Origin of the sequence: Jatrophihabitans sp., assembly GCF_051960575.1 — a bacterium.
In the GTDB taxonomy this organism is placed as follows: domain Bacteria; phylum Actinomycetota; class Actinomycetes; order Mycobacteriales; family Jatrophihabitantaceae; genus JBQCEE01.
On record NZ_JBQCEE010000173.1, the window covers coordinates 1 to 5,014 of the forward strand.

4 protein-coding genes are annotated in these 5,014 nt (G+C 71.5%); all 4 read left to right on the top strand.

Annotated elements, in window-relative coordinates:
- A partial coding sequence (locus ACTHMS_RS09935) for a hypothetical protein (protein WP_440306501.1) occupies window positions 1-246 on the top strand: 246 nt, incomplete at its 5' end.
- Window positions 247-248: 2 nt separating this feature from the next.
- The gene (gene nuoF, locus ACTHMS_RS09940; protein ID WP_440306502.1) at window positions 249-1,550 is read left to right on the top strand and encodes an NADH-quinone oxidoreductase subunit NuoF; all 1,302 of its coding nucleotides are present in this window, start codon (window positions 249-251) and stop codon (window positions 1,548-1,550) included.
- A 1-nt stretch (window position 1,551) separates the two neighbouring features.
- Window positions 1,552-4,044, top strand: a complete 2,493-nt coding sequence (locus ACTHMS_RS09945; RefSeq protein ID WP_440306503.1) for an NADH-quinone oxidoreductase subunit G — start codon at window positions 1,552-1,554, stop codon at window positions 4,042-4,044.
- On the top strand, window positions 4,041-5,014 hold a 974-nt coding region (nuoH, locus tag ACTHMS_RS09950; protein ID WP_440306504.1), incomplete at its 3' end, for an NADH-quinone oxidoreductase subunit NuoH. The genes ACTHMS_RS09945 and nuoH, both read left to right, overlap by 4 nt.

A 5,014-nucleotide genomic window follows, 5' to 3' on the forward strand; every position in this document is an offset into this window, starting at 1 on the left:
GGCCCGACCGAGGTGGGCGTCCGGCTGGCCCAGCAGCGGGACGAACAGGCACCGAGCTACCAAGCCGGCGAACGAGGTTCGGCCGGCCGCGCCGGCACGACGCATGCCGAGCGGGCGGCCGCCGACAACACCGGGGCGCGCACCGGATCCAGCGCGCACGACGAGCCGCTGCAGACGGCGGACAGCAATCCGGCCGCGGAGTCGAACACCGGCGGCCAGAGCGAACGCATCGAGAAGGGCACGTAGCGATGCCGCTGACTCCCGTCCTGACCAAGCGGTTCGGCACCGATGCGCCGTGGCTGCTGGAGAATTACGAACAGCTGGACGGCTATGCCGGGCTGCGCAAGGCGCTGCGGATGCAGCCGGACGAGCTGATCGCACTGATCAAGGAATCCAACCTGCGCGGCCGTGGCGGTGCCGGCTTCCCGACCGGCATGAAGTGGCAGTTCATTCCGCAGGCCAAGCCGGGTGAGCCGGCCTTGCCGCACTACGTGGTGGTCAACGCCGACGAGGGCGAGCCCGGCACCTGCCGGGATCTGCCGCTGATGATGAACGATCCGCACTCGATGATCGAGGGCATCATCATCGCCTGCTACGCGGTCCGGGCCGAGCGGGCGTTCGTCTACATCCGCGGTGAGGCGGTGCACGCCATCCGCCGGGTCAGCCAGGCGGTGGCCGAGGCCTATGCCGGCGGCTATCTCGGTGCCGACGTGCTGGGCAGCGGGGTGAGCGTGGACATCACCGTGCACGCCGGCGCCGGCGCCTACATCTGCGGCGAGGAGACCGCGCTGCTGGACTCGCTGGAGGGCAAGCGCGGCCAGCCGCGGCTGAAGCCGCCGTTCCCGGCGACGAACGGTCTCTACGACGCCCCGACGGTCGTGAACAACGTCGGCACGCTCGCGACGGTGCCGGCGATCGTGCTCGGCGGCGCCGAGTGGTTCAAGCAGATGGGCCCCGGCGGTTCGCCCGGCACGTCGATCTACTCGCTCTCGGGCCGGGTGAAGAACCCGGGCCAGTACGAGGCGCCGATGGGCACCACGCTGCGTGAACTGCTCGACCTCGCCGGCGGCATGAGCCGTGGCAAGGCGTTGAAGTTCTGGACGCCCGGTGGCTCGTCGACCCCGCTGTTCACCGCCGAGCACCTCGACATCCCGCTGGACTTCGACGCCGTCGCCAAGGCGGGGTCGATGAACGGCACGTCCGCTGTCATGGTCTTCGACGAGGACGACTGCGTCGTGCGCGCGACGAAGAAGTGGTCGGAGTTCTACAAGCACGAGTCGTGCGGCAAGTGCACGCCGTGCCGCGAGGGCACCTACTGGTACGTCGGCATCTACGAGCGGCTGGAGAACGGCGAGGCCACCGAGGCCGACCTCGACACGCTGCTCGACCTGTCCGACAACATCCTCGGCCGCTCGTTCTGCGCGCTCGGCGACGGCGCGACCTCCCCGGTCTCGTCCTCGATCAAGTACTTCCGCGACGAGTACCTCGCCCACCTGTCCGGCGGCTGCCCGTTCCCCGGCGTCCGCACCCTGGTCGGAGCTCATCACTGACATGACGACCGTCGACAAGCCCGCGCCGGCCAAGGAAGACCTCGTCACCGTCACCATCGACGGTCTCGAGATCTCCGTCCCGAAGGGCACGCTGCTGATCCGGGCGGCCGAGCAGCTCGGCATCCAGATCCCGCGCTTCTGCGACCACCCGCTGCTCGACCCGGCCGGCGCCTGCCGCCAGTGCCTGGTCGAGGTCACCGACATGGGCAACGGACGCGGCATGCCCAAGCCCGCCGCGTCGTGCACCACCACGGTGATGCCCGGCATGGTGATCAAGACCCAGCTGACCAGCGCGGTCGCCGACAAGGCGCAGCAGGGCGTGATGGAGCTGCTGCTCATCAACCACCCGCTCGACTGCCCGGTGTGCGACAAGGGCGGCGAGTGCCCGCTGCAGAACCAGGCGATGAGCAACGGCCGCGCCGACTCGCGGTTCCACGAGACCAAGCGCACCTACCCGAAGCCGATCGCGATCTCGAGCAACGTGCTGCTCGACCGCGAGCGCTGCGTGCTCTGCCAGCGCTGCACCCGGTTCAGCGAGCAGATCGCCGGTGACCCGTTCATCGATCTGCTCGAACGCGGCGCGGCCGAGCAGATCGGCACCTCGACCGACGTGCCGTTCCAGTCGTACTTCTCCGGCAACACCGTGCAGATCTGCCCGGTCGGTGCGCTGACGGGCGCGTCGTACCGCTTCCGCGCGCGGCCGTTCGACCTGCGCTCGACCGAGACGGTCTGCGAGCACTGCTCGTCGGGCTGCTCGCTGCGGGCCGACTGGCGCCGCTCGAAGGTCACCCGCCGGCTCTCGGGCAACGACCCGCTGGTGAACGAGGAGTGGAACTGCGACAAGGGACGCTGGGCGTTCCACTACGCCGAGCAGCCCGACCGCATCCTCACCCCGCTCGTCCGGCGCGACGGAGTGCTGGTCGAGGCGGCGTGGCCCGAGGCGCTCGACCACGCCGCGCAGGGCCTGCGCGAGGCCATCGACCGCGGCGGCGTCGGGGTGCTCCCCGGCGGCCGGCTGACGGAGGAGGACGCGTACGCGTACGCCAAGTTCGCGCGCGTCGTGCTCGGCACCAACGACATCGACGCCCGCGTGCGGCCCACCTCGGACGAGGAGTCGGCGTTCCTGGCCGCGCACGTGGCCGGCCGCACCCCGGCCCACGTCTCGTACGCCGCGCTCGAGCAGGCACCGGCGGTGCTGCTCGTCGGCCTCGAGCCGGAGGAGGAGTCGCCCATCGTCTTCCTGCGCCTGCGCAAGTCGACCCGGCTCGGGCGCACGGCCGTGTACTCGGTCGCGCCGTTCGCGTCGCGCGGGCTGACCAAGCTGGGCGGCCGGCTCGTGCCCGCGGTGCCCGGCGAGGAGGCCGCGGCGGTGCGCGCGCTCGGCGACGACGCGGTCGTCGCCCTGTCGGCGCCGGGCACGGTCATCCTCGTCGGCGAGCGGCTCGCGTCCGTCCCCGGCGCGTACACCGCGGTGGCCGAACTGGCCGAGCGCACCGGCGCCCGCGTCGCGTGGGTGCCGCGGCGCGCCGGCGAGCGCGGTGCCGTCGACGCCGGCGCGGTGCCGACGCTGCTGCCCGGCGGGCGCCTCGTCTCCGACGCCGCCGCGCGGGCGCAGGTCGAGGCGCTGTGGGGCACGGCCCTGCCCGACCTGCCCGGACGCGACACGCACGGCATCCTGCAGGCCGCGGCCGAGGGCTCGCTGGCCGCGCTGCTGATCGGCGCCGTCGACCCCGACGACACCCCCGACCCCGGCTGGGCGCGCGAGGCGCTCGGTCGTGCCGGGTTCATCGTCAGCCTCGAGATCCGCCGCAGCGCGGTCACCGAGCACGCCGACGTCGTGCTGCCGGTGGCCCCGCCCGCCGAGAAGGCCGGTCGCTTCGTCGACTGGGAGGGCCGGCGGCGTCCGTTCGACCTCACCATCGCCGGCACCGGCCTCATCAGCGACGGGCGCGTGCTCGACGCCCTCGCCGAGGAACTCGACGTCCCGATCGACCTGCGATCGCTCGAGGCGGCCCGTGCCGAGCTGCTCGAGCTCGAGGCGGGCACCGCGCGTCCCGCGATGGCCGGAACCCACGTGCCGGCCGCGAGTGACGACACCGACGGCGTCCGGCTGGCGACCTGGGCCGAGTTGATCGACCACGGCCGCATGCAGGACGGCGACGAGCACCTCGCCGGCACCGCCAAGCCGGTCGTCGCCCGCATCAGCGCCGCCACCGCGCAGCGGCTCGGCGTGCTCGACGGCGGGCTGGTCACCGTCAGCACCGAACGCGGCGCGATCACCGCGCCGGCGGCGGTGACGGCGATGCCGGACGGCGTGGTCTGGCTCCCCACCAATGCGCGGGGCTGTACGGTCCGTGCGACGCTCGCGGCCGCACACGGCTCGGTCGTCGCGCTGGCGCCGGCCGCCGCGGACGCCGTCGTGGGCAGCGAGTCGTTCCCGTACGAGATCGAGATCGTGCAGCCCGAGGACGAGACGGAGGTGGCGCCGGCATGAACGGTGCCGTGCTGGCCGCGGGCCAGAACCTGCCGGGCTTCGGCAACCAGCCGTTCTGGATCATCCTGATCAAGGTCCTCGGCGTCTTCGTCTTCCTCGTGCTCATGACGCTGTTCGCGATCGTCTTCGAGCGCAAGGTCGTCGGTCGAATGCAGAACCGCATCGGCCCGAACCGCGTCGGCCCGTGGGGCGTGCTGCAGTCGCTGGCCGACGGTGTGAAGCTCGCCTTCAAGGAAGAGATCATCCCGCTGCTGGCCGACAAGCCGGTCTACTTCCTGGCCCCGGTCGTGTCCGCGGTGCCGGCGTTCCTCGCCTTCTCGGTGATCCCGTTCGGCCCGGTCGTGTCGATGTTCGGCCACCACACCGCGCTGCAGCTCACCGACCTGCCCGTCGGCGTCCTGGTCGTCTTCGCCTGCTCGTCGCTCGGTGTGTACGGCATCGTGCTGTCCGGCTGGGCGTCCGGCTCGACCTACCCGCTGCTCGGCAGTCTGCGCTCGGCGGCCCAGATGATCTCGTACGAGGTCGCGATGGGCCTGTCGATGGTCGCCGTCTTCCTCTACTCGAACACCATGTCGACGTCCGGCATCGTCGCCTCGCAGGCGCACACCTGGCACGTCATCCCGCTGTTCGTGTCGTTCGCCATCTACGCGATCGCGGTGGTCGGCGAAACCAACCGCGCGCCCTTCGACCTCCCCGAGGCCGAGTCGGAGCTCGTCGGCGGTTTCCACACCGAGTACTCGTCGATGAAGTTCGCGCTGTTCTTCCTCGCCGAGTACATCAACATGGTGACGGTCTCGGCGCTCGCGACCACGCTGTTCCTCGGTGGCTGGCGCGCGCCCGTGCCGATCTCGCTCTGGCACGACGCGAACTCCGGCTGGTGGCCGTTCCTCTGGTTCACCGTCAAGGTGATCATCATCCTGTTCGTCTTCGTCTGGCTGCGCGGCACGCTGCCCCGCCTGCGCTACGACCA

Excerpts from the sequence above, each read along its gene's own strand:
- nuoF (WP_440306502.1), top strand. The coding sequence starts at position 249 with ATGCCGCTGACTCCCGTCCTGACCAAGCGGTTCGGCACCGATGCGCCG.
- ACTHMS_RS09945 (WP_440306503.1), top strand. The coding sequence starts at position 1,552 with ATGACGACCGTCGACAAGCCCGCGCCGGCCAAGGAAGACCTCGTCACC.